Raw genomic sequence first — 21,830 nt, 5'->3', positions numbered from 1 at the left:
ATTCACCCGGGAGCGAACTCGACCGCGGTCCCGGATGCTGAGAAGATCCGCCTCCGTACACGGGAAATCGGCTTGCCGTGGGCCGACCCCGGCGATACTTTGCGATGCAAAGCGGGGTGGACGGCATGCTGCGGCCGGGGGCTTGAGGCACATGCAGGACCTGGACAAGGCGCTGGCCGACATCGTGGCCATCCGGTCGCAGATCGCCCGCGATACGGCGTTCCGCGGATTGGGCGCCGCGACGGTGGCCGGCACCGGCGGCCTCGCGCTCGCCTGCGCGGCGGGACAGGCCCTGTGGCTCGGGGATCCCGCGGCGCGGCCGGGCCTGTTCTTCGGTCTCTGGATCGCGGCGGCGCTGGCGGCCTTCGCGATGATCGGCGTCGAGGCGGTCCGGCGCAGCCGGCGCCTGCATTCCGGCCTCGCCGACGCGATGGTGTGGAACGCCATCGAGGTGTTCCTGCCGGCCGCGGGCGCGGGGGCCTGCCTCGCCCTGGTCATCGCCCGCTTCGCCCCCGACGAGGTCTGGATGCTGCCGGGTCTCTGGCAGGTGCTGGTCGGCCTCGGCCTGTTCGCCTCGGCGCGGATCCTGCCCCGGGCGGTCCAGGGCGTCGGGGCCTGGTACCTGCTCGCCGGGCTCGCCGTGCTGGCGATCTCGGCCGAGACGCGGGCCCTGTCACCCTGGACGATGGGCCTGCCCTTCCTGTTCGGCCAAGCGTGGCTGGCCGGGATCATCCATCACGGGGCCCGGGCCTTCGATGACGACCGCTGACCGTTCCGACGGGCGCTTCTCCTACGAGGGGCTCGACAGGATCATCCACGAGCGGGCGCGCCTCAGCGTCCTGACGTCGCTGGTGGCGCATCCGAAGGGGCTGCCCTTTCCGGACCTCAAGCGCCTGTGCGGGCTCACCGACGGCAACCTGAGCCGCCACCTCGCCGTGCTGAGCGAGGCGGACCTGGTGAGTCTCGAGAAACGCTTCGCGCAGAGCCGGTCGCAGACAATCTGCCGCCTAACCCCGGTCGGGCGTCAGCGCTTCATCGGCTATCTCGGTGTGCTGGAGCAGGTGGTGCGCGACGCCGCGGATGCGGCCGAGCGCGGCCCCGAATCCGGTGTCCGCGGCCTCGATCCGGCCACGAAAACGGCGTGAGACCGCCCGTCCCGCCAGGAATGTTAACCCCGTTTCGATAGACCTCTGCGCCACGCCCATGCCGGGAGACTTTACGATGCAAAGCGAAGCGGTGCCGGGAGCCCTGCACGCCGCGATCATCATGGACGGCAACGGGCGCTGGGCGACGCAGCGCGGCTTGCCGCGGCTGGCCGGCCACCACCGGGGCGTCGAGGCGATCCGCCGCACCGCCGAGGCCTGCCCGGATCACGGCATCGGCACGCTCACGCTCTACGCCTTCTCGGCGGACAACTGGCAGCGGCCGGCCGAGGAGGTCGGCGGCCTGATGCGGCTCCTGCGCTCGTACCTGCGCAACGAGACCCAGCGCCTCGCCCGCACCGGTACCCGCCTCAGCGTCGTCGGCCGGCGCGACCGTCTGCCGGACGGCATTCCCCAGGCGATCGCGGCCGCGGAGGCCGCCACGGCGGGGGGAACCCGGCTGCACCTGCGGATCTGCGTCGACTACTCGGCCCGCGACGCGATCATCGCGGCGGCCCAAGGCCTCGCCGGCGAGGAGCCGACGCGCGAGAGCTTCGGCAAGCTGGTCGCCGGCCCGATGCACGGCTCCCCGGTGGATGTCGATCTGCTGATCCGCACAGGCGGCGAGCGGCGCCTCTCCGACTTCATGCTGTGGGAAGCCGCCTACGCCGAGCTGCTGTTCACCGAGCGGATGTGGCCCGATTTCGGCCCCGACGACCTCGCCGAGGCCGTGGCCGAGTTCGGCCGCCGCGAGCGCCGGTTCGGCGGGCTGAAGGCACCGGCCGTTCCGGCCGCGGCCTGAGGCCGCTTGACGCGCGCGCGCCGGCGCGCAGAGGGTCGGCGGCATGACCGAGACCCTCGCCCAACGCCGCGTCCTCCTCGTCATCGGCGGCGGCATCGCGGCCTACAAGGCCCTCGACCTGATTCGGCGGCTGCGCGAGCGGGGCGCCAGCGTCTGCCCGGTGCTGACCGCGGGGGCCCAGGAATTCGTGACGCCGCTGGCGGCTGCCGCGCTCGCGGGTGAGCGGGCCCATACCGACCTGTTCGACCGGGCCTCCGAGGCCGAGATCGGCCACATCAAGCTCGCCCGTCAGGCGGATGCCGTGGTGGTGGCGCCCGCGACCGCCAACCTGATGGCCCGGATGGCCGGCGGCCACGCGGCCGACCTCGCGACCACGATCCTGCTGGCCACGACTCTGCCGATCCTGATCGCGCCGGCCATGAACGTCCAGATGTGGGCGCACCCCGCCACCCGCCGGAACCGCGCGGTCCTGGAGGGGGACGGCGTCCGGATCGTCGGCCCGAACGCCGGCCGGATGGCCGAACCCGAATCCGGGCCGGGCCGCATGGCCGAGCCCAACGAGATCGCCGACGCGCTGGAACGGATGCTCGGCGCCCCGGCCGGGGACAGGCCCCTGGCCGGCCGCCGGGTGCTCGTGACGTCGGGGCCCACCCACGAGCCGATCGACCCGGTCCGCTACATCGCCAACCGCTCCTCCGGCCGCCAGGGTCACGCCATCGCCGCGGCCGCCGCCGCGGCCGGTGCCGCCGTGACCCTGGTCTCCGGGCCGGTGGCGATCCCCGACCCGCCGGGCGTCGCCGTCGTGCGGGTCGAGACCGCCCGGCAGATGCTGGCCGCCGTCGAGGCGGCGCTGCCGGCCGACATCGCGGTCTTCGCCGCCGCGGTCGCCGACTGGCGCCCGGAGCAGGAGGCCGGCAGCAAGAAGATCAAGAAGGACGGCACCGGGCCGGCGCCGATGCCGCTGGTCGAGAATCCCGACATCCTCGCCACGGTGGCGCGCCGGCCGTCCGGGCGCCCGCCCCTCGTGGTCGGGTTCGCCGCCGAGACCGACGCGGTGGTCGAGCACGCCCGGACGAAGATCGCCCGGAAGGGCTGCGACCTGATCGTGGCCAACGACGTGTCGGCGGAGGGCGGCGTCATGGGCGGCGTCGACAACACGGTGCACCTGATCGGGCGGGACGGCGCGGTAGAGACCTGGCCGCGCCTGGGAAAAGACGAGGTCGCGCGCCGGCTCGTGGCCCATCTCGCGGCCCTGCTGGCCGGCTGACGCCGCCCTGCGGGTTCGCCGCCGGTATCCGAGCCGGACTCGCCAAACGGCGTGACTCGTTCCGGGGCCGAAGGCCGTTGCGCACAGGGAAGATAGAAGTCTATCTCGCGCCGTCTCCGCTGTCTATCGAGACCAGGCAGAGTGTTTCGGTAGAGATGAGCGGTCTTTTTCGGGCCGTTCCGCGACATATCCGGGTGCGAAAAGTCAATTCGAGGTCGGACGCTGCCTGCATCCTCGCGCGTTGCCCGGATCGTGCCGGGAAAAACTTGCTATGATTTGGTTCGCCCGGCCGATCGGGCGACCGGAGACCAGGCACGATGCGCGTACGGGACCTGTCCATCCGGACGACGATGAGCCTCGTCCTCGTCGTCATGGCCACGATTCTGCTCGGCTTCGCGACGGGCACCGTGCGGGAGGCGCGGCAGCAGGCCGCCGAGGCCGACCGGGTCATCGCGCTGGTGCGGGCGAGCCGCGCCCTCCTCCAGACGCTGAACGTGACCCGGTTCGAGCGGGGCGCGACACTGCAGTTCCTGGCCGCCGCCGAGCCGGTCGAGGCCGAGACCCGCGCGTCGCTCTACGCTGACCGGGAGCGGGCGGTCGCGGGGCTCGCCGCGGCGCGGCCGCTCCTCGACGGGCTGGAACTTCCCGCCGTGACGGCGACCCTCGGCCGGCTGCACGAGGCGAGCGGACGCGTCGAGCGCCTCCGGCCGCGGGTCGACGCGGTTCTGAATGTGTCGGGCGCGCAGCGCGACGGCGCGGTGATGGCGGAGGCGAGGGCCGCCTTCCAGGCCATGCTCGATGCCCTGATCGCGACCAGCGACGCCGTGGACGGCGCGATCCCGCTGTCCGACGCGATCCTCCGGCGCGACCTCGCCCTGAAGCGGGCGGCGTGGGCGACCCGCATGGCCAACGGCGCCGTCGCGCTGCGCGTGCAGACGTCGCTGGCGGCCGGGGCATCGTGGTCGCTGAACGAGACCGTCGCGGCCGCCGAGGAGCGGGGACGGCTCGACGCGGCGTGGAGCGCGGCGACCGAGGCGGCGGCCGAGGCCTCGGAGACGGTCGGGGCCGCGTTCCGGCGGGCCGGGGAGAACAATTTCGCGGGTAGCCCCCTCGCCCGCCGGCGCGCCGTGGCGCAGGCACTGGCTCGCGGCGCGCCGCCGGGGCTGACGCTCGCGCAGGCGCGCAAGCTCGACACGCCCGAGCAGGTCACCCTCGTCGACCTCGCCTTCGTCTGCCTCGACGAGATGGTCGCGCGGGCCGAGACCCTGGCCAACGCGGCGCGCAGCACCCTGTGGCGCGACGGAGCGGCCCTGGTCGCAACCCTGCTGCTCGTCGCGCTCGGTCTGCTCGCCCTGTTCCGCGGCGTGCTGCGGCCGATCCGGGTGATCACTGCGGCCATGGAGGCCCTCGCGGCCGGAAACGCCGCCGTGGCTGTCCCGGGCCTGAGGCGGCGCAACGAGATCGGCGCCATGGCGGCGGCCGTGCAGGTGTTCAAGGACAACCTGATCCGCAGCCGGCAGCTCGAGGCCGAGGCCGAGGCGGCCCGGCAGGACGCGGAGCGCCAGCGCAGCCTCGTCATGCGGCAGATCGCCGACCGGTTCGCCGACACCGTCGGCGGGATCGTCGCGCAGGTCTCGGCCGCGGCGACCGGCCTGCAGGCGACGGCCCGGAGCATGACCGAGACCGCCGCGCAGACCGCCGAGCAGTCGAGCACCGTCGCGGCCGCGGCCGAGCAGGCGGCCAGCAACGTCGGCACCGTGGCGGCGGCGGCCGAGGAACTCGGCACCTCGGTCCAGGAGATCGGCCGGCAGGTCGACGGCTCGGCCAGCCTCGCGCGCGCGGCCGTCGCCGAGGCCGATCAGACCGGCGCGCTGGTCCAGGAGCTGAGCGAGGCGGTGACGCGGATCGGCGACGTGGTCGGGCTGATCTCGACCATCGCGGGCCAGACCAACCTGCTGGCGCTCAACGCCACGATCGAGGCCGCGCGTGCCGGTGCGGCCGGTCGCGGTTTCGCCGTCGTGGCCACCGAGGTGAAGGCGCTGGCCGAGCAGACCGCCCGGGCGACCGAGGAGATCGCCGGCCAGATCGGGCGGGTCCAGGCCTCGACCGGTCAGGCCGTGGCGGCGATCGGGACGATCACGGCGCGGATCCGCGACATCGACGGCGTCGCGACCTCCATCGCGGCGGCGGTCGAGCAGCAGGGCGCGGCCACCCACGAGATCGTCCGCAACGTCGGGCAGGCGGCGCAGGGCGCGGCCGCGGTCACCGGCCACGTCGCCGGCGTCGCCGCGGCCTCCGGCGCGACCGAGGCGGCCGCGGGCGAGGTCCTGGGCGCGGCCGCCGCCCTGTCGACCCAGGCCGTGCAGCTGACCGCCGAGGTCGGCCGCTTCCTCGACGGCGTCCGGGCCGCCTGAGAGCGCCCCGGGGGGCACCAACCGTCTCTCCCTGGCCTGGACGGGTCCGAGGCGATAGAAGGCCTCCCGACGGCCGGCGCGCACGGCGCCGGCTCCAGGGAGAAACCATGCCTCGCCTGTCCCCCCTCTTCGGAGCCGCGTTGATCGCCATGACCACTGCCGCCAATGCCGAGACCGTGACCACCCCGTCGGGCCTCAAGTATCAGGACGAGGTCGTCGGCACCGGGCCTGAGCCGAAGGCCGGCCAGACGGTCACCGTCCAGTACACCGGCTGGCTCGACGAGGGCGGCAAGAAGGGCAAGAAGTTCGACTCGTCCCGCGACCGCAACCAGCCCTTCAGCTTCCCCCTGGGCGCCGGCCAAGTGATCAAGGGCTGGGACGAGGGCGTCGCCACCATGAAGACCGGCGGCAAGCGCACCCTGATCATCCCGCCGCAGCTCGGCTACGGCGCCCGGGGCGCCGGCGGCGTGATCCCGCCGAACGCCACGCTGATCTTCGACGTCGAGCTCCTCGGCGCGAAGTAAGGCAACGATCGGGGCTCGGGCTGCGCGACGGCGAGAGTTCACAGTACCATGCTGTTCGCGCAGCTGTCCGACGAGCTGTTCAAGCCGCTGGCCTCGCCGAGCCGCGGCTTCAACGCCGCCCTGCTCCTGCACCTGCACCGGCGCGTCCTCGGGGCCGAGCCGGTGCGCAAGGCCGAGCTCCTGGCGGAGATCGGCGACTTCGCCGCCGGCTGGAGCGACCCCGAGGTCAGCGGCGACGAGCCGATCTCGGCCGACCCGGCCGAGCGCCGCACGGCGCTCTACCGGCGCCTCCTCGACACCGGCTGGCTGATCGAGCGCCGCGAGCGCTACGTCCCGGTCGCGGAGTTCGACCCCGAGGCCCGCCTCCTGCTGGAGGAGCTGTCCCGGCTCGAAAGGGGCGAGACGCGCTCCTACGGCGGCGCCGTGCTGGAGGTGCTGGGCGGGCTCGAGAGCGCCCTGTCGGACCCGGCGAACCGCTCCGAGGCGCTGTCCAACGCCGCCCGGGCCGCTGCCGCCTTCCTGTCGCACGTGCGCGGCCTCGCGGCCGGCATGCGCAAGGTCGAGGAGCGCATCCTGCGCGAGCCCGACCGCGCCAAGACCTTCCGGCTGTTCTTCGAGGATTTCGTCGAGCGCCACCTGATCAGCGACTACCGGACGCTGCACACCCGCTTTAACCCGTTCCGCTTCCGCGCCAGCGTGGTGCGCGAGGCCGGTCGGGCGCTGCGCGACGCCCTCACGGTCCGGGCGCTGGCCGAGGGCCTGATCCGCGAGGGGCGGAGCGCCGACCTCGACGCGGCGCAGAAGGCCGTCCGGGCGGATCTCGCCCAGATCCTCGCGGTGTTCGAGGGCCTCGACAACCACCTCGACGCCGTCGACGCCGTGGTGGCGCGGCTGGAGCGCCGGATCGCTTCCGCCCTGCACGTGATGGACCGCCCGGACCCGAGCGGCGTCGAGCGCGTGGCGGCGATGCTGCGCGCCGTCGGCGGGTCCGAGATCGCCCCCGAGGTGCCGGGGGACGTCTCGCTGCTGCGGCCGCCGATCGGCCACGCGCATCTCCAGGCGCCGCGGGCCCGCAAGTCGGCCATCGACATGGAGCCCCTGCCCGACATCGAGGACGACCCCGTGGTCGACGCCTTCGCGGCCGCCAAGGCGGAGTTCCGGCGCCGCACCACCGTGACCCCGGAGAGCATGAGCGCCTTCGTGGAGGCCCGCCTCGGCAAGGCCGTGCGCCTGCGCGGGTCGCAGATCGTGATCGCGGGCGTCGACGACTTCATCGTGTTCCAGCGCCTGCGCGAGATCGACGTGCTGTTCGACGCCAAGCTCGGCGCGCGCTACGCCCTGACCCGGCTGCCCGAGCGGGTTGTCAACGGCTGGCTGGACTGCCCGGACTTCCTGCTGGAGCGCCGTCCCCGTGCTTGAGGGCTTCCGCGCGATCATCGACGGCGACGAGCCGCCGCCCCCCGGCGCCCGGGCGCCGGACGCCGAGGAGCTGTGCCGCGCTCTCCAGGTTCTGCTGAAGGGGCAGGTGATCTACGCCGAGACGCAGGGGATCGGACGGTCCTACGAGCTCGCCCGGCACTACGCGCCGTTCTTCACCGACTACTTCGCCTGCCTCGGCTACGCGCTGACCGTCTCGCACCGCGACCAGATGGTCTCGCTGAGCCCGGCCGCCGACGCCCCGCGGCACGACATCGTCTCGGAGCGCCTGCGCAAGGACGAGACCCTGGTGCTGCTGGCGCTCCGGCTCCTCTACGAGGAGGGCCTGCGCGACCACCGGGCCGGCACGGACGGGATCGTCGACTGCACCACCGACGAGATCGTCGAGAAGATCCGCGCCGTGGCCCGCAACGAGCCCCCCGAGGAGGGCCGGCTCGCCGACATCCTGCGCCTCTACGCCAAGCGCGGCGGCCTGCGCCTCGGCGAGCGCGACCGGGTCGAGCGGGTCACGCCGCTTTCGCTCCTGCCGGGCGTGACGGTGCTGGCCTCCGACGCCTGGATGGAGCGCCTGCGGGCGTGGTCCGAGGCCGGCGAGGCCTGAGCTCACCGCCGATCGCTCCGGAGGGAGCGACCCGGACCACCGCGCCCGCCGGTTCCCGGTTCAGGCCGCCCGGACCGTCGCCAGGAAGTGCTCGACCTCGCTGCCGAGATGGGCCGCTTGGCGGGCCATCTCGGACGCCGAGGCCAGAACCTGCGCGGCGGCCGCGCCGGTCTCCTCGGCGGCGCCCGCGACGCCGCTGACGTTGGCGGTCACCGACTCGGTCCCGGTCGCGGCCTCGGCGACGTTGCGGACGATCTCCTGGGTGGCCGCGCCCTGCTCCTCCACCGCCGCCGCGATGGAGTTGGCCATGCCGCTGATCTCGCGGATGCGGCCGGCGATGCCGTCGATGGCCTGGACGGCCTGGCCGGTCGAGCCCTGGATCTGGGCGATCTGGGCCGAGATCTCGGCCGTGGCCTTGGCGGTCTGGTCGGCCAGCGCCTTCACCTCGGTGGCGACGACCGCGAAGCCGCGGCCGGCGACCCCGGCCCGGGCCGCCTCGATCGTGGCGTTCAGCGCCAGCAGGTTGGTCTGGCTGGCGATCGCCGAGATCAGGTCCACCACCTCGCCGACCCGGCGCGCGCCGGTGCTCAGGGCCTGGACGAGGTCGGCCGTGGCGGCCGCCTCGCGGACGGCGGCCTGCGCCAGGTCCGCGGAGGAGCCGACCTGGCGGCCGATCTCGTTGACCGAAGAGCCCAGCTCCTCGGCCGCCGCCGCGACCGTGGTGACGTTGGAGGAGGCCTCCTCGGCGGCGGCCGCGGCGCTGGTCGACTGGCCGGCCGTCTGCGTCGCCGTCGCGGTGAGGCTCTGGGCGGTAGACTGGAGCTGCGTCGCTGCCGACGTCACCGAGCCGACGATACCGCCGATGGCCGACTCGAACCGGTCGGCGAGTTCGCGCGTCGCCTGCCGGCGCTGGGCCTCGGCGCCGGCCCGGGCCTGCGCGGTCTCGGCCTCCAGGGCGCGGGCGTGCAGCAGGTTCTCGCGGAAGACCGCGACGGTCGCCGACATGGCGCCGATCTCGTCCCGCCGCGCGGCGTAGGGGATCTCGGCCTGCGTGTCGCCGTCGGCGAGCCGCCGCATCGACAGCGTCATCCCGGCGAGCGGCCGCGAGACGCCCGTGAAGGCGTACAGCATGGCGCCGAGCGCGATGACGAGGCTGACGAGCAGGCTCACGACGGTCGTCCGAACCGCGTCCGCCTGGCTGTCGCGGGCCGCGCGTCCGGCCGCCTCACCGTTCCGGATGTTCAGGTCGGCGAGGGCGCGGGTCGCGGTCGAGGCCGCGAGGTAGTTGGCGTTCATCGGCCCGCGGAAATAGGCGAGCGCCTGGTCGTGCTGGTCGGCCGGGAAGGCGCGCAGGCGGGTCCAGTCGGCCTGCTGCACCGCCAGCTTGGCGAGCAGATCGTCGTAGATGGTCTGCTCCTCCTTCGACGCCACCAGGCCGCGGTAGGCCTCGGCCTTCGCCTGGCGGTTCCGCATCATCTCGTCGGCGTTCTTCAGGCTGGTCTCGCGCTCGGCGTCGGTATCCGCCGTCACGTAGCGGAACTGCCACAGTCGCGAGCGCATCACGAGGGCGTTGATCGCCTGGGCCTCGTTGATCGACGGCACGGCGTTGTTGATCAGCTCCGCGAGCCGCTGGTCGACCGCCTGCATCTTGTAGAGGGTCACGCCGCCCTGAACCATCGCCGCCAGGAGCATGAGGGCGAAGAGGCCGCTGAGTTTTGCTTTGAGACTGAGACGCATCGGTCGGTTCCGGTCGTGCGAACGGCACCCGCAGGACATGAACGGCTTGTGCTAACAGTGTCATAACCTGAGGTAGGATCAGGCATCATGGGTTCGCGCGTGTCGGCTTGCATACGCGGCCGAGTCCGGCCAACTGGGCCGCACATCCCTCATCACCGGCCCGCCCCACCGACACCGTGTACGTCCTCACCGACATCGCCATCTCGAACTGGTACCTGATCCGCCGCGAGCAGATCCGCCTGCGCGGCGCCGCGGCGCTGGTCGGGCCGACCGGGGCCGGGAAGTCGACGATCTTCGACGCGGTCGGCACCGTGCTGGCCGGCAACAACGCCAGCCGCCTCGCCCTCAACGCCTCGGCCTCCGGCCGCAGCGCCCGCACCGTGCGCGACTACTGCCTGGGCTGGATCAGCGACCCGGCGGAGGGCGGCCGCCCGACGCGGGAATCCTGCGAGACCGTGCTGGTGCTGGTCTTCGAGAACCCCGATTCCGGCCGGGTGGTCTCGGTCGGCCTCGCCCTGGCGGCCCGGGCCGTGGAGCCGAAGGAGACCGTGCTGTCGCGCTTCATCGCGGTCGGGCACCGGTTCGAGGTCGCCGACTACGCGCGCACCGCTCCCGGCGGCACCTACACGGCGCCCTGGAGCGAGATCGCCGCCGACCTGCGCGCCCGCGCGTCGAGCTTCACCGAGTACCGCACCTCCGGCGAACGCTTCACGGCCGACGTGCTCGCGACCCTGCGCGAGGGGGCGCCGGCGCCGGAGCCGCGCCACTTCCTGCGCAGCTTCGCCAACGCGGTGGCGTTCAAGCCGATCTTCGACACCAGCGCGTTCGTGCGCGCCTTCGTGCTCGACCCGGAGCCCCTCGACGTCGAGCGCGTGCGCCACTCGATCGCCAACTGGCGGCGCCTCCTGGAGACCATCGCCGAACTGGAGAGCCGGCTCGGGCGCCTGCGGCGCCTGCGCGACCGCTACGAGGCCTGGGGCGAGGCGGTCCTGGCCGCCGCGACCCACGAGCTGCGGGCGGCGAGCGCCGAGCTGCGCCGCCGCAGCCTCGACCTCATCGCCGTCCGGAGCCGCCTCCGCGAGGGCGCCGACACCCTGCGCATCGCGCGCGAACGCGTCACCGCGAGCCGAGGCTACGTCCGCGAGATCGACGGCGAGATCGCCGAGAAGAAGGCGCTGGCCGCCGCGAGCGCCGCCGAGGGCCGGCTCGCGGCCTCGACGCTGGGCCTGTCCATGCTGGAGCGGGACCGGAAGGAGCTGATCGGCCGGATCGGCGACCTCGTGGGGCTCGTCGGGCAGATGGCCAAGCTCCAGCCCGTCGCCCCGCTCCTGCGCCAGAGCTGCCCGCAGGCGGCCCGCCTCGCCGAGGCCTGCGCCCGGGCGGGCCTGCGCCGGGAATCCTCGCCCGAGGAGATCCTGCGCCCCGAGGGCCCGCTGGCCGAGCTGGCAGACGGACTGGCGCGCCTGCCCGATTTCGACGAGGCCCTGGAGCGGGCCGCCGAGGACGCGGCGCTCAAGGCCCGGGCTCAGGAGAGCGAGGCCGAGCGCACGGCCCCGCGCACCGGCGGCGGCCCGGCGGCGCGCCTGTCCTCCGACACGGTGGCGTTTCGCGGCGAGCTGGAGCGGCGCGGCATCGACGCGCTGCCGATCTGCGAGCTGGCGGAGATCGTCGATCCGACCTGGGGGCCGGCCCTCGAAGGCCTGCTCGGGCGCGCCCGCGAGGCGCTGGTGGTCGCCCCCGACCGGCTGAGCGAGGCGCTCGGCGTGCTGCAATCGGGCCGCGACCGCTTCAGCCGCTGCATCCTGGTGAAGACCACCGACACCGCAAAGCAGCGGTCCCGCCGCTACGACGACGGGCCGCTCACCGTGATCGAGACCAGCGACCCCCACGCGGAGGCCTTCCTCGGCGTGCGGCTCGGCGGCTACGACCTCGCCCGGGACGATGCCGAACTGGCGCGCCTGTCCCGCGCCGTGGCGCCGAGCGGTCGGACCACGGCCGGCATGGCCTACACGGTGACCCGCAACGTCGACCTGCTGATGACTCGCGGTCATCGCGGGCCGACCGCCGACAGCCGCCGCGCGCACGAGATCGCCGTCGCGGAGGCGCGGCGCCTGCGCGGCGAGGCCGCGGTCCTGCGCGAGGCCGCCCGGACGGCCGCCGCGATCCGGGCCCGCGTCGCCCGGGGCCTCGACGACGTGGAGGCCTTGCGGGCCGAGCTCGACGGGCTCGAGGGACGGCGGCGCACGCTCCAGACCGAGCGGGAGGGCATCGAGAAGCGCGACACGGCGGGGCTCACCGCCGAGATCGCCGCGCTGACCACCGAGCGGGTCGGCTACCTGCGGGAACTGTCGGAGGAGCTGGAGCCGAAGCTCGATCGTCTGCTCGCCGACGAGGCGGCCCTGCGCGCCCGGATGGGGCCTGTGCGCGAGGCCGTCCGCGCCGCCCTGTCGGCCCGCCGCGCGGCCCTGCGCCAGCTGAGCGGGGGCGACGCGGCGCGGGTGCGCCTCGCCCGCGCCGAGCCGTTCGACCTCGGTGCGGTCGCCGAGGCGCGGCGGTCGCTCGCCGGACTCGACGCCAAGGCGGCCGGGGCCCGGGTGAGTGCCGAGCGCGGCCTCGCCCGCGATTCCGCCGAGGCCGCCCGCTCGCACGGGCGGATCGCCGAGCGCGAGCTGGCGGAGGCCTGCGCCGCCTGGCGGGTGGAGAACCCGCTCGCCTCCGGGGACGCCCCGGCGATCGACGGTTTCGCCTGGGTGCGGCGGGAATACGAGGCGGTCGAGGGGCACGAGCTGCGTCGCTACCGGGCGCAGGCCGAGCGGGCCGAGGCCGAGATGCGCCGCCTGATGACCGAGGACCTGCTGACGCGCCTCGCCGACCGGTTCGAGCGGGTCCACGCCCGCCTCGCGGCCCTGAACGAGCGGCTCTCGGCGCGCAGCTTCACCGGCCAGACCTACGCGTTCGAGGCGGCGGTCGACCGCCGCTACGCCGCCGTCCACGCGCTGGCCACCGAGACCGCCCGCTCGCCCGAGGCCGCGCAGGCGCTGCTCGCCGGTGAGGCCGAGGGGCCGATGGCGGCCGCGCTCGAGGAGATCACCGCGCTGATCGCCGGAGAGGAGGACGCGGCGCGGCTCGCCGATTACCGCAACTACTTCGTCTACGAGATCGGCATGCGCGACCGGGCGGGCAACCGCACCACCATGTCGGCCCGGGCGCTGCGCGGCTCCGGCGGCGAGGCGCAGGCGCCGTTCTACGTGGCGATCGCCGCGTCGCTGGCCAGCGCCTACTATCCGGGCGACCGGCCGGGCGACGAGAATCCGGGGCTCGGCCTGTGCCTGCTCGACGAGGCGTTCTCGAAGCTCGACGTGCGCAACAGCCAGGCGCTGGTCGATCTCTACCGCGCCTGGGGGCTGCAGCTCCTCATCGCCGCCCCCGAGGACAAGCGCACCACGCTGACCGAGGTGATGGACACGATCGTGACGGTCTACAAGAGCCCGGATCTCACCTCGGTGCGGATCGAGGCCGAGCACCCCCTCGAGGCGGCCCGGCGGGCGCTGCACGCGATCAATCCCGACCAGATCGGGATCGAGGGCTTCCGCCGGTCGGACGCCGCCGAGTGAACCCACGGGGTACCGGGGCGGGGCTTCGCGCCGCCGTCCCCGGTATCCCCGTTCTTCGGGTGACGGATCGTCAGTTCAGGTAGGTGCGGATCCAGTTCGGCGAGAGGATCTCGCCCTCTTCGGTGATGATCCAGGGCTGCTTGGCCGGGTCGGCCAGGGCGCCGGCCGCGGCGGCGATCGCCTCCCGCAGGGTCTGGTAGCGCTCGGGCTGCGCGAGCGGGGCGCTCGCCGGGGCCGTGCGCCAGATCGTCAGATCCGCGGGCCGTTCCAGAGCTTCGGTTTCCATCTGTACTCGTCCTTCCGAACCGTTTTGGACCGTTCAGACCGCCGCCGCCGGGCTCTGCCGAGGGGCTGCGGCGATCGATGGTCTGAGCGTCAATGCAAGCATCTCTGCGGCAGCTTTGCGATCAATTCGGGCGGTTTTCGAAACCAGCATCCGGTGCCGAGGCAGGAGTCCGGGCGCAGCTCGGTGTTCCATGTCCGTATTGAGCGCAACTGAGCTGCCCTGGACTTGCGAGAATTGTGGCTCCTGAATGATGACCATTCCGTTAGCCAGTCTGCGCCGGTCGCCGACGTGCGCCAGAACACGTCAGGGGCCTGTCGGCGGCGGTGCCCCTCTGTGTTGACGCCCCGATCCTGAACGCGCACTTAAGGCTCCGCCCGTCGCGGGCCCGCCCGCGCGCGTTCCCGCGCGCCCATGCATCGGAGACACCCGTGCCGGATCGTACCGTGCGCATCCTGTTCGCCGCGGTCGTGGTCCTGCTGGCGCTCTACGTCGCCCAGCCCTACCTGCAGCCGCTGCTCTACGCGGCCGACACCCCCCGGGCCGTGACGGCCCGCGGCGATCTGGCGCCGGCCGAGGCCTCGACGGTGGCGCTGTTCGAGCGCGCGAGCCCGTCCGTCGTTCACGTTTTCGCGCAGAGCGCCGCCCAGAACCGCGACCTCCTCGACCTCGACGACCAGGGCGGCGAGCAGGGCGGGACCCAGACCGGCACCGGCTTCGTCTGGGACGGCGCCGGCCACATCGTCACCAACACCCATGTCGTGCAGAACGCCGCGCGGAGCGGCGGCTCGGTCTCGGTCCGGATGAGCGACGGCGAGGTCGTGCCCGCCACCCTCGTCGGGATGGCGCCGTCCTACGACCTCGCGGTCCTGCAGCTCGGGCGGGTGCGGAACATGCCGCCGCCGCTGGCGATCGGCACCTCGGCGGATCTCAAGGTCGGGCAGTCGGCCTTCGCCATCGGCAACCCGTTCGGCCTCGACCACACGCTGACGACCGGCGTCATCAGCGCCGTGCGGCGGCGGATGCCGACGAGCGAGGGCCGCGAATTGTCCGGCGTGATCCAGACGGACGCGGCGATCAACCCCGGCAATTCCGGCGGCCCGCTCCTCGATTCCGCGGGCCGGCTGATCGGGGTCAACACCGCCATCGTGTCGCCGTCCGGCGCCAGCGCCGGGATCGGGTTCGCGATCCCCGTCGACGTGGTGAACCGGATCGTGCCGGAGCTGATCAAGGCCGGACGGGTGCGCAATCCCGGCATCGGCATCATCGCCGCCCAGGAGGCGGCCACCGCGCGGCTCGGCATCGACGGCGTGGTGATCGTGCGGGTGCTGCCCGGCTCCCCGGCCGCGCAGGCCGGCCTGCGCGGCGTCGATCCGCAGACCGGCGACATCGGCGACGTGATCGTCGAGGCCAATGACCGCCCCGTCCACCGCCTCGCCGACCTGACGGCGGCCATCGAGGAGGCCGGCCTCGGCGCCGGCGTGACCCTCAAGGTCGAGCGCGATGGCCGGATCCGGCAGGTCCGCGTCACCACCGCCGAGGTCGCGGAGAACCGGCGATGACACACCCGAACCGCCGCCTGCCCCTGCCCCTGCCCCTGCCCCTGCTGCTGATCCTCGTCGCCGGCGCCGCGCAGGCCGGCGAGGTCCCCACCCGCGCGCGCCTCTGCCCGGAGAACCTCCCCGAGGGCGTGCGCCTGCCGCCGCAGCCCGGCTGCGACACCGCGACCCGCCCGCCGAGGCCGTCCCGGCCGGGGCACTTCGATCTCGGCGACGGCACGAGTATCCGGATCGGCGGGAGCGCGTCGGCCATCTACGGCGTGCGGCGCTGAGCGATGGCGCTGTTCGCCGGCCTGCTCGCCTGCCTGACCCTGTGGTGGCTCTCGAAGAACTCGGGCGGCCTCGGCCGTCGGCTGCGCCGCGGTCTCCGGGCGGGCCTCGACGCCGCCCGCGGGCGGGCGCGTCTGCCGACCTTCGGCGCCTTCGCGCTGCTCGCCGCGGGGTTCCTGCTCCTGCGCGGGAACATCGTCCTCGCGGCGCTGCTCGGGCTCAGCGGCGTCTGGATGATCGAGGGTCAGGCGGCCATGACCGCGCGGCTCCGCCGCCTGATCCGGCCGCGATCCGGCGACCGCCCCCGCGACCCGCAGGACCGCCGCTTCCGCACGGTCCTGATCGACGCGCTCCTGCGCCCGGACGGCAGCCTGCGCACCGGCCGCGTCATCGCGGGGCCGGGCGCCGGCGCGTGGCTCGACAGCATGCCCACCGGGGCCGTGGTCGAGCTGCTGCGGCTCTGCCGGATCCGCGACGCCGCGGGCGCCGCCCTGCTAGAGCCGTATCTCGACCGCCGGGCGCCCGGATGGCGTGTAGACGCTGAGGGCGATCGCGACCCGCGGCCGCGCCGTCCGCCGCACCCAGGGACGATGACGCAGGAGGAGGCGTACGAGATCCTGGGGCTTCAGCGCGGGGCGACCGCTGAGCAGATCCGGTCGGCCCACAGGTCTCTCATGAAGCGCGCCCACCCCGACCAGGGCGGCAGCGCCGAGGGAGCGGCGCGCGTCAACGCGGCCCGGGACAGGCTTCTGAACCGACATCGCTGAACTCCACGCGCGTTGTCAGAGAGATACCGATCGTCGGCCGCGGGCGAACTCGGTCGCGGCCGTTCCGTATCCGGCGCGCGGGCGCGCCGTCGGGTCTCGCGGGCCTCAGCTCCGGGTGGCGAAGCAGCTGAAGCCGCTGCGCTTCAGGGCCGAGCAGGCCTCCTGGGCGGAATCCTGCTCGGCGAAGCCCGAGAAGCGGGCGCGGAACAGCGTGGTGCCGCCGTGCTCGACCTTGACCGTGTACGGCGCCGCCTTCGACAGGCTGCCGCCGACCTTGGCGCGCGCCTCCGAGAGCATCGAGCGGGCCTTGCCCTCGTCGTCCATGGCGCCGAGCTGGATCACCCAGGCGGTCGGCACGACGCGGGCGCCGGAGACCGCCTTCGGCGGCTCGTCGCGCTCGAGGGAGGCCACCCGGGCCGTGGACTTGGACGCGCCCGGGAAGGGCGGCTGGGCGTTGCCGCCGCCGGCATAGGCCTGGGCCGCCTTCGGGATCGCCTGCGGGCCCGGCTTCCAGGTGCCGCCCGGCGTCGTCGTCTTGGAGGGAGACAGGTCGAGGGGCTCGCCGGTGGTGCCGGTGGTCTCGACGTCCTCGTCGTCCGCGGAGGCGACCTGCGTGCGGGTCCGCGAGACCGCGTCGGCGACGACCGCCGGGCGGGCGCGCTCCGCGACCTCGGTGACCGGCGCCGAGATCCGGGCACCGGCATAGGCGCGCGGCAGGCTGGATCGGACGAGGTCGGCCATGATCCGGTCGCGGCCCGCTCCGGACTTGCCGCCCAGCACGATCGCCACGATCTGGCGGCCCTCGGACTTCGCCGCGGTCATCAGGTTGAAGCCGGAATCGCGGGTGTATCCGGTCTTGATCCCGTCGACGCCCTGGACGTTGCCCAACAGGTGGTTGTGGTTGCCGATCACGCGCCCGCGGAACGCGAAGGACCGGGTCTGGAAGTAGCGGTAATAGTGGGGGAAGCGGTCCTGGATCGCCCGGGCCAGCACGGTCAGGTCGCGGGCGGTGGTGAGCTGCTCCGGATCGGGCAGGCCCGAGGCGTTGGCGTAATGGGTCCGGCTCATGCCGAGGGCGTGGGCCTTCGCGGTCATCATCTGGGCGAAGCGCTCCTCGGAGCCGGCGATGTTCTCGCCGATCGCGCAGGCCACGTCGTTCGCCGACTTCGTCACGATCGCCTTGATGGCGTCCTCGACCGAGATGGTCTGGCCGGGGCGCAGGCCGAGCTTCGACGGTGCCTGGGCGGCGGCGTGGGCCGAGATGGTCAGATCGGAATCGAGGGCGAACTTGCCCCGCTCCATCTGCTCGAACAGCAGGTAGAGCGTCATCACCTTGGTGATGGAGGCCGGGTGCCGCAGGGCGTCCTCGTTGACCGCGTGCAGCGTCTTGCCGCTCTTCACGTCCACGACCATGGCGGCGTAGGGCGGGTTGTAGCCGCCGGCCGCGCGGGCGTGGTGGTGGTGCCGGCCGCGCCGGGCCTCCGCCGGCGAGGCCAGTGCCGTCAGGACCGCGGCCGCCAGGATCGCGGCCGGGAGCGCTGGAATCGATCGAGAGCGGCCTACTACGCTACGCATCACGCCTGATTGCCTCGCGAGACCGGTCCGGCCGGTCGTATCCCCTGCGGAGCCTCCCGCCGATCGCGTGGCCCCGCTGCATCAGTGGAGAGTTAGGCAAGTGCAGTTACAGGCCCGTTAATGCGGTCGCGGCGGATGCCGGATCGTGTCGTCCCTGCCATCGCTTACCGGTCGTCCCCGACCCGCTGTCGCCGCGCGGCCATCGCCAGCCGGCTCCTGGCAGGGGGCTTACCGGCCCGAGCTTGACGCTGGCTGTCGTGCCGCACACTCTCGCGGCGGTCCGAAACGGCCGGTCGCCCATGGCCAGCCGGCTCGGCTGCGGTCCGGAGATCGGCGATGCAGAGACCCCCTGCCCTTCCTCTGGGCCCGGCCGTCCTCGGGTTCGGCACGCCGCTGCGGCGGTTCGGGATCGCGAGCCGGGCGGCCCAGTCCCTCGGCATCGAGTATCTCGACTCGTTCAAGAAGGCTCTCGACGACCTCGGCGCCACCTGGGGGGCGCTGGCGGCGGCCCGCAGCCCGACCGAGATCCTGGCGGTGCAGACCGCGTACCTGCATCGGGCCGGAGAGCGCGCCGCGGCCCGCTCCGCCGCCGCCGGCGACGCGCTGCTGGGCCTGAGCGGCGAACTCCTGCGGCCGAGAGCGGGGTCGCCGGCGCCCGCGGCCCGTCCCGGCCCGACACGCTAGCGGGTCGGCGGTCATGCGCCGAAGACGCGCCGTGCGGGGCGGACAAGTGCGCACAGGCGTCTGGCGAAGTCGGCTCACCGTCTGTAGATTGAACGGCGCGGAGCTGAGCGCTGCTCCCGGCAGGCCAGGATCAGGATCGGCCGTCAGGGCCGGCGGCGCCCGCTCCGAGCGAGGGATCGGTTCGACGCACATGACACAGGTCCCCATGCAGGGCACCGCGACTTCGACGAGGGACCACCGGCCGGCGCGCATCGCGGTCACGGCATCCGGTTCGCGCGCCCCCGGGGGCGACGACCGGTCCAACACCGCGATCATCACGCGGACCAAGCCGCGGACAAAGCGGCCCAGCCTGTACCGGGTACTCCTTCTGAACGACGACTATACGCCGATGGAGTTCGTGGTCCTGGTGGTCGAGCGGTTCTTCAACAAGAGCCACGAGGACGCCTACCATATCATGATGCACGTGCATCAGAACGGGGTCGGCGAGTGCGGGGTCTTCACCTACGAGGTGGCGGAGACCAAGGTGACGCAGGTCATGGACTTCGCGCGCAAACACCAACATCCTCTCCAGTGCGTTATGGAAAAGAAATAGGCGCCGCTCGCGGTAGGCACGAAGGACAGAGGCCAGCTTTGCCAAGCTTCTCACGCAGCCTAGAACAAGCCCTCCACCGCGCCCTGGCGCTCGCCGGCGAGCGCCGGCACGAATACGCGACGCTGGAGCATCTCCTGCTCGCCCTGGTGGATGACCAAGATGCGGCCGCGGTCATGCGCGCCTGCAACGTCGAGATCGACACGCTCAAGCGCAGCCTGGTCGACTACGTCGACACCGAGCTCTCCAACCTCACCGGCGACGGCCGTCAGGACGCCAAGCCCACGGCCGGATTCCAGCGCGTCATCCAGCGCGCGGTGATCCACGTCCAGTCCTCGGGCCGCGAGGAGGTGACCGGCGCCAACGTGCTGGTGGCGATCTTCGCCGAGCGCGAGAGCCACGCCGCCTACTTCCTGCAGGAGCAGGACATGACCCGCTACGACGCGGTCAACTACATCAGCCACGGCATCGCCAAGCGGCCCGGCGCCTCCGAGGCGAAGCCGGTGCGCGGCGCCGACGAGGAGGGCGCCTCCGAGCGGCCGAGCGACGACGGCGATCCCCGCGGCGCCAAGAAGAAGGGCGACGCGCTCGACGCCTACTGCGTCAACCTCAACAAGAAGGCGCGCGACGGCAAGATCGACCCGCTGATCGGCCGCGAGAGCGAGGTCCAGCGCACCATCCAGGTGCTCTGCCGGCGGCAGAAGAACAACCCGCTGCTCGTGGGCGATCCCGGCGTCGGCAAGACCGCGATCGCCGAGGGTCTGGCGCGCAAGATCATCCAGCACGAAGTGCCGGAGGTTCTGGCCGACGCGACCGTCTTCTCCCTCGACATGGGCACGCTGCTCGCCGGCACCCGCTATCGCGGCGACTTCGAGGAGCGCCTCAAGCAGGTGATGAAGGAGATCGAGGCGCACCCGAACGCCATCATGTTCATCGACGAGATCCACACGGTGATCGGCGCCGGTGCGACCTCGGGCGGGGCCATGGACGCGTCGAACCTGCTGAAGCCTGCCCTGGCCTCCGGCACGCTGCGCTGCATCGGCTCGACCACCTACAAGGAGTACCGCCAGTACTTCGAGAAGGATCGCGCCCTGGTGCGCCGGTTCCAGAAGATCGACGTCAACGAGCCGTCGATCCCCGACACGATCGAGATCGTGAAGGGGCTGCGGCCGTACTTCGAGGAGTTCCACAAGCTCAAGTACACGACCGAGGCCGTGAAGGCCGCGGTGGAGCTGTCGGCCCGCTACATCAACGACCGCAAGCTGCCCGACAAGGCGATCGACGTGATCGACGAGACCGGTGCCTCGCAGATGCTGGTGCCCGAGGCGCGCCGCAAGCGCACCATCGGCATCAAGGAGATCGAGGCGACCATCGCCACGATGGCCCGGATCCCGCCGAAGACCGTTTCCAAGGACGACGCGGTGGTGCTCCAGCACCTGACCGAGAACCTGAAGCGGGTGGTCTACGGCCAGCCGAACGCCATCGAGGCCCTGACCTCGGCGATCAAGCTGGCCCGGGCCGGCCTGCGCGACCCGGATAAGCCGATCGGCTCGTACCTGTTCGCGGGCCCGACCGGCGTCGGCAAGACCGAGGCCGCCAAGCAGCTCGCCGCATCCCTCGGCGTCGAGATGCTGCGCTTCGACATGTCGGAGTACATGGAGCGCCACACGGTGAGCCGCCTGATCGGCGCGCCCCCCGGCTACGTGGGCTTCGACCAGGGCGGCCTGCTCACCGACGGGATCGATCAACACCCGCACTGCGTGCTCCTCCTCGACGAGATCGAGAAGGCGCATCCGGACCTGTTCAACATCCTGCTGCAGGTGATGGACCACGGGAAGCTGACCGACCACAACGGCAAGCAGGTCGATTTCCGCAACGTCATCATCATCATGACGTCGAATGCGGGCGCGTCCGATCTGGCCAAGGCCGCCTACGGCTTCACGCAGTCGAAGCGCTCCGGCGACGACGTCGAGGCGATCAACCGCCTGTTCGCGCCGGAATTCCGCAACCGGCTCGACGCGATCATCTCGTTCGGCCACCTGCCGAAGGAGGTGGTGGCGAAGGTGGTGGACAAGTTCGTCCTCCAGCTCGAGGCGCAGCTCGCCGACCGCAACGTCACGATCGAGCTCTCCGACGAGGCTCGGGACTGGCTGGTGGAGCACGGCTACGACGACGCGATGGGCGCCCGGCCCATGGCCCGGCTGATCCAGTCGACCATCAAGACGCCGCTCGCCGACGAGGTCCTGTTCGGCCGGCTGAAGGACGGCGGCGCGGTCCGCGTGGTCGTCCGCAAGCCGGAGGACGGCGAGGCCAAGACCGGCGCGAAGGACGGCCTGACCTTCGAGTTCCCGGCCGGCCCGGTCACGCCCAAGCCCGAGAAGGACGTGACCAACGCCGCCAAGCGCCACAAGCGGGCCAAGCCCCGCACCGCGTCCCGGAAGAAGACGCCGAAGGACAATAAGGGTGGCGGCGGCAGCTCGGGCGGCGGCGTCCGGACCGTGCCGAAGGTGCCACTCGTGCGCGCCTAATGCTGTGCGTGCCGGCCGGCGGCCTTCCGGACTCGGG

At 72.9% G+C, this 21,830-nt stretch carries 18 protein-coding genes; 15 read left to right on the top strand and 3 right to left on the bottom strand.

The window, feature by feature from the left end:
- The first annotated feature begins 151 nt into the window (after window positions 1–151).
- The 8 genes from J3A75_RS07965 to J3A75_RS07930 all read left to right on the top strand — a co-directional run bounded on the left by J3A75_RS07965 (window position 152) and on the right by J3A75_RS07930 (window position 8,187).
- Window positions 152–769: a hypothetical protein gene (locus J3A75_RS07965; RefSeq protein ID WP_012317808.1), complete on the top strand. Its 618-nt coding sequence runs from the start codon at window positions 152–154 to the stop codon at window positions 767–769.
- Entirely contained in the window at window positions 756–1,145 is a 390-nt protein-coding gene (locus J3A75_RS07960; RefSeq protein ID WP_012317807.1) for a transcriptional regulator, read from the top strand. Before J3A75_RS07965 ends, J3A75_RS07960 begins: the two co-directional genes overlap by 14 nt.
- A 76-nt stretch (window positions 1,146–1,221) precedes the next feature.
- The gene (locus tag J3A75_RS07955; RefSeq protein ID WP_012317806.1) at window positions 1,222–1,944 is read left to right on the top strand and encodes a di-trans,poly-cis-decaprenylcistransferase; all 723 of its coding nucleotides are present in this window, start codon (window positions 1,222–1,224) and stop codon (window positions 1,942–1,944) included.
- A 43-nt stretch (window positions 1,945–1,987) separates the two neighbouring features.
- Window positions 1,988–3,211, top strand: coding sequence for a bifunctional phosphopantothenoylcysteine decarboxylase/phosphopantothenate--cysteine ligase CoaBC (coaBC, locus tag J3A75_RS07950; protein WP_012317805.1), 1,224 nt, complete (start codon window positions 1,988–1,990; stop codon window positions 3,209–3,211).
- 317 nt (window positions 3,212–3,528) lie between these two features.
- Window positions 3,529–5,625, top strand: a complete 2,097-nt coding sequence (locus tag J3A75_RS07945; protein WP_024830957.1) for a methyl-accepting chemotaxis protein — start codon at window positions 3,529–3,531, stop codon at window positions 5,623–5,625.
- Between the two features lie 107 nt (window positions 5,626–5,732).
- Window positions 5,733–6,149, top strand: coding sequence for an FKBP-type peptidyl-prolyl cis-trans isomerase (locus tag J3A75_RS07940; protein WP_026605341.1), 417 nt, complete (start codon window positions 5,733–5,735; stop codon window positions 6,147–6,149).
- A gap of 48 nt (window positions 6,150–6,197) precedes the next feature.
- On the top strand, window positions 6,198–7,568 hold the full coding sequence (locus J3A75_RS07935; RefSeq protein WP_012317802.1) for a Wadjet anti-phage system protein JetA family protein: 1,371 nt from the start codon (window positions 6,198–6,200) through the stop codon (window positions 7,566–7,568).
- Complete coding sequence (locus tag J3A75_RS07930; protein WP_012317801.1) at window positions 7,561–8,187, top strand: DUF4194 domain-containing protein; 627 nt, start codon at window positions 7,561–7,563, stop codon at window positions 8,185–8,187. The genes J3A75_RS07935 and J3A75_RS07930 overlap by 8 nt, the downstream gene beginning before the upstream one ends.
- A gap of 60 nt (window positions 8,188–8,247) precedes the next feature.
- On the opposite strand, the gene J3A75_RS07925 is transcribed toward J3A75_RS07930, so the two are convergent.
- On the bottom strand, window positions 8,248–9,924 hold the full coding sequence (locus J3A75_RS07925; protein ID WP_209649935.1) for a methyl-accepting chemotaxis protein: 1,677 nt from the start codon (window positions 9,922–9,924) through the stop codon (window positions 8,248–8,250).
- 176 nt (window positions 9,925–10,100) lie between these two features.
- On the opposite strand from J3A75_RS07925, the gene J3A75_RS07920 reads away from it, so the two are divergent.
- A complete protein-coding gene (locus tag J3A75_RS07920; RefSeq protein ID WP_059409633.1) occupies window positions 10,101–13,538 on the top strand; it encodes an SbcC/MukB-like Walker B domain-containing protein in 3,438 nt (1,145 codons plus the stop codon).
- A 70-nt stretch (window positions 13,539–13,608) separates the two neighbouring features.
- Here the strand turns inward: J3A75_RS07920 and J3A75_RS07915 are convergent, their stop codons facing one another.
- Window positions 13,609–13,824 (bottom strand): hypothetical protein, encoded by a 216-nt coding sequence (locus tag J3A75_RS07915; RefSeq protein ID WP_012317798.1) that lies wholly within the window; start codon window positions 13,822–13,824, stop codon window positions 13,609–13,611.
- A gap of 428 nt (window positions 13,825–14,252) precedes the next feature.
- Here J3A75_RS07915 and J3A75_RS07910 point away from each other — a divergent pair, with 428 nt between their 5' ends.
- From J3A75_RS07910 to J3A75_RS07900, 3 genes are read left to right on the top strand one after another with little or no spacing between them, the layout of a single operon-like run.
- Window positions 14,253–15,383, top strand: a complete 1,131-nt coding sequence (locus tag J3A75_RS07910) for a S1C family serine protease (RefSeq protein WP_012317797.1) — start codon at window positions 14,253–14,255, stop codon at window positions 15,381–15,383.
- Window positions 15,380–15,652 (top strand): hypothetical protein, encoded by a 273-nt coding sequence (locus J3A75_RS07905; RefSeq protein ID WP_209649933.1) that lies wholly within the window; start codon window positions 15,380–15,382, stop codon window positions 15,650–15,652. Before J3A75_RS07910 ends, J3A75_RS07905 begins: the two co-directional genes overlap by 4 nt.
- Window positions 15,653–15,655: 3 nt before the next feature.
- Window positions 15,656–16,417, top strand: coding sequence for a DnaJ domain-containing protein (locus tag J3A75_RS07900; RefSeq protein ID WP_043374929.1), 762 nt, complete (start codon window positions 15,656–15,658; stop codon window positions 16,415–16,417).
- A gap of 105 nt (window positions 16,418–16,522) precedes the next feature.
- Here J3A75_RS07900 and J3A75_RS07895 read toward each other — a convergent pair whose 3' ends face one another.
- Window positions 16,523–17,992: a D-alanyl-D-alanine carboxypeptidase gene (locus tag J3A75_RS07895; RefSeq protein ID WP_029361563.1), complete on the bottom strand. Its 1,470-nt coding sequence runs from the start codon at window positions 17,990–17,992 to the stop codon at window positions 16,523–16,525.
- A 336-nt stretch (window positions 17,993–18,328) separates the two neighbouring features.
- Between J3A75_RS07895 and J3A75_RS07890 the strand changes: the two genes are divergently transcribed.
- The 3 genes from J3A75_RS07890 to clpA all read left to right on the top strand — a co-directional run bounded on the left by J3A75_RS07890 (window position 18,329) and on the right by clpA (window position 21,793).
- Window positions 18,329–18,676, top strand: a complete 348-nt coding sequence (locus J3A75_RS07890; protein ID WP_012317793.1) for a phasin family protein — start codon at window positions 18,329–18,331, stop codon at window positions 18,674–18,676.
- A 205-nt stretch (window positions 18,677–18,881) separates the two neighbouring features.
- The gene (gene clpS / locus J3A75_RS07885; protein WP_012317792.1) at window positions 18,882–19,268 is read left to right on the top strand and encodes an ATP-dependent Clp protease adapter ClpS; all 387 of its coding nucleotides are present in this window, start codon (window positions 18,882–18,884) and stop codon (window positions 19,266–19,268) included.
- 38 nt (window positions 19,269–19,306) lie between these two features.
- Window positions 19,307–21,793: an ATP-dependent Clp protease ATP-binding subunit ClpA gene (gene clpA, locus J3A75_RS07880; RefSeq protein WP_012317791.1), complete on the top strand. Its 2,487-nt coding sequence runs from the start codon at window positions 19,307–19,309 to the stop codon at window positions 21,791–21,793.
- The last annotated feature ends 37 nt before the right edge of the window (window positions 21,794–21,830 follow it).

The sequence above is a fragment of the Methylobacterium sp. PvP105 genome, from assembly GCF_017876975.1.
GTDB lineage: Bacteria > Pseudomonadota > Alphaproteobacteria > Rhizobiales > Beijerinckiaceae > Methylobacterium > Methylobacterium radiotolerans.
Note: the sequence above shows the minus strand (reverse complement) of the source record. Positions and strands in the feature narration are given on the sequence as shown.

Bases quoted from the DNA above. Each gene is read 5' to 3' on its own strand.
- J3A75_RS07965 (WP_012317808.1), top strand. From the start codon at position 152: ATGCAGGACCTGGACAAGGCGCTGGCCGACATCGTGGCCATCCGGTCG.
- J3A75_RS07960 (WP_012317807.1), top strand. From the start codon at position 756: ATGACGACCGCTGACCGTTCCGACGGGCGCTTCTCCTACGAGGGGCTC.
- J3A75_RS07955 (WP_012317806.1), top strand. From the start codon at position 1,222: ATGCAAAGCGAAGCGGTGCCGGGAGCCCTGCACGCCGCGATCATCATG.
- coaBC (WP_012317805.1), top strand. From the start codon at position 1,988: ATGACCGAGACCCTCGCCCAACGCCGCGTCCTCCTCGTCATCGGCGGC.
- J3A75_RS07945 (WP_024830957.1), top strand. From the start codon at position 3,529: ATGCGCGTACGGGACCTGTCCATCCGGACGACGATGAGCCTCGTCCTC.
- J3A75_RS07940 (WP_026605341.1), top strand. From the start codon at position 5,733: ATGCCTCGCCTGTCCCCCCTCTTCGGAGCCGCGTTGATCGCCATGACC.
- J3A75_RS07935 (WP_012317802.1), top strand. From the start codon at position 6,198: ATGCTGTTCGCGCAGCTGTCCGACGAGCTGTTCAAGCCGCTGGCCTCG.
- J3A75_RS07925 (WP_209649935.1), bottom strand. From the start codon at position 9,924: ATGCGTCTCAGTCTCAAAGCAAAACTCAGCGGCCTCTTCGCCCTCATG.
- J3A75_RS07915 (WP_012317798.1), bottom strand. From the start codon at position 13,824: ATGGAAACCGAAGCTCTGGAACGGCCCGCGGATCTGACGATCTGGCGC.
- J3A75_RS07905 (WP_209649933.1), top strand. From the start codon at position 15,380: ATGACACACCCGAACCGCCGCCTGCCCCTGCCCCTGCCCCTGCCCCTG.
- J3A75_RS07900 (WP_043374929.1), top strand. From the start codon at position 15,656: ATGGCGCTGTTCGCCGGCCTGCTCGCCTGCCTGACCCTGTGGTGGCTC.
- J3A75_RS07895 (WP_029361563.1), bottom strand. From the start codon at position 17,992: ATGCGTAGCGTAGTAGGCCGCTCTCGATCGATTCCAGCGCTCCCGGCC.
- J3A75_RS07890 (WP_012317793.1), top strand. From the start codon at position 18,329: ATGCAGAGACCCCCTGCCCTTCCTCTGGGCCCGGCCGTCCTCGGGTTC.
- clpS (WP_012317792.1), top strand. From the start codon at position 18,882: ATGCAGGGCACCGCGACTTCGACGAGGGACCACCGGCCGGCGCGCATC.